Here is a 933-nt window from a genome sequence, read left to right on the forward strand (position 1 = left end):
TGAAATTTTGACGTCTGGACGTCATAATGCATGGCCAGCCCTATACTTCGGGCATTGCTATGGCAATCGTGCTCCACAGCATGATGCCTAAATGGTGGCACTATGCAGTGTGAAATTTTGACGTCTGGACGTCATAATGCTATTCTTGCGCCTGCCTTGAAGGAGAAGATGTTGCGCAATGCCCCTGGGAGCGTTCGAGATTCAATCGTGGAGTTTTTGTCCACAACGACGAGTGCGTCCATTCATGAAATCCAAGAGGCTGTCGAGTCCCGGCTTGGGAGGGTTTCAGCCTCATCTGTCCGCTCCTATCTCAACCTCAATGTGCCGGAAGTTTTCGAGCGTATAGACCGAGGTTCGTATCGACTCAGTGTTCCTTCGAGCCCCTCTGTGGACAGTCCAGAGGATCAGCCGGTCATCCGTCATGGTCTTGCTACTTTGTATCAAGCAGACTGCTTCGATTGGCTCAGAGCGCAAGCATCGCAGTCAATCCATGCGGTTGTCACTGATCCCCCTTATGGCTTAATCGAATACTCGTCAAAGGAGCAGGATAAGCTGCGGAGTGGCCGAGGCGGGGTATGGCGCATTCCTCCATCGTTCGATGGGCATCTGCGCGCGCCCTTGCCGCGGTTTACTGTTTTGACAGAAGACGATCGTAAAGCGATGCGCCTGTTTTTCTATGATTTTGCCCAGTTGTTAGTTCGTGTCGTGGTACCTGGCGCCAATATTGTCGTGGCTTCGAATCCGTTACTAGCTCATGTGGTCGCTAATGCCATGAGTGAAGCTGGCTTGGAACTGCGTGGTTATATCACCAGGCTGGTCATGACTATGCGCGGAGGGGATCGTCCGAAGAATGCACATGAGGAATTTCCGGATGTTAGCGTCATGCCAAGGTCTATGCATGAACCGTGGGTTGTCCTGAGAAAACCCCTGGAC

1 protein-coding gene is annotated in these 933 nt (G+C 52.1%); it reads left to right on the forward strand.

Translation table 11 applies throughout. The features are described 5' to 3' along the window. Positions 1–168 precede the first annotated feature (168 nt). A partial coding sequence (locus KDH83_RS30860; RefSeq protein WP_212322870.1) for a site-specific DNA-methyltransferase occupies positions 169–933 on the forward strand: 765 nt, incomplete at its 3' end.

It is taken from the genome of Achromobacter sp. Marseille-Q0513, from assembly GCF_018195695.1.
Classification (GTDB): domain Bacteria; phylum Pseudomonadota; class Gammaproteobacteria; order Burkholderiales; family Burkholderiaceae_B; genus Achromobacter.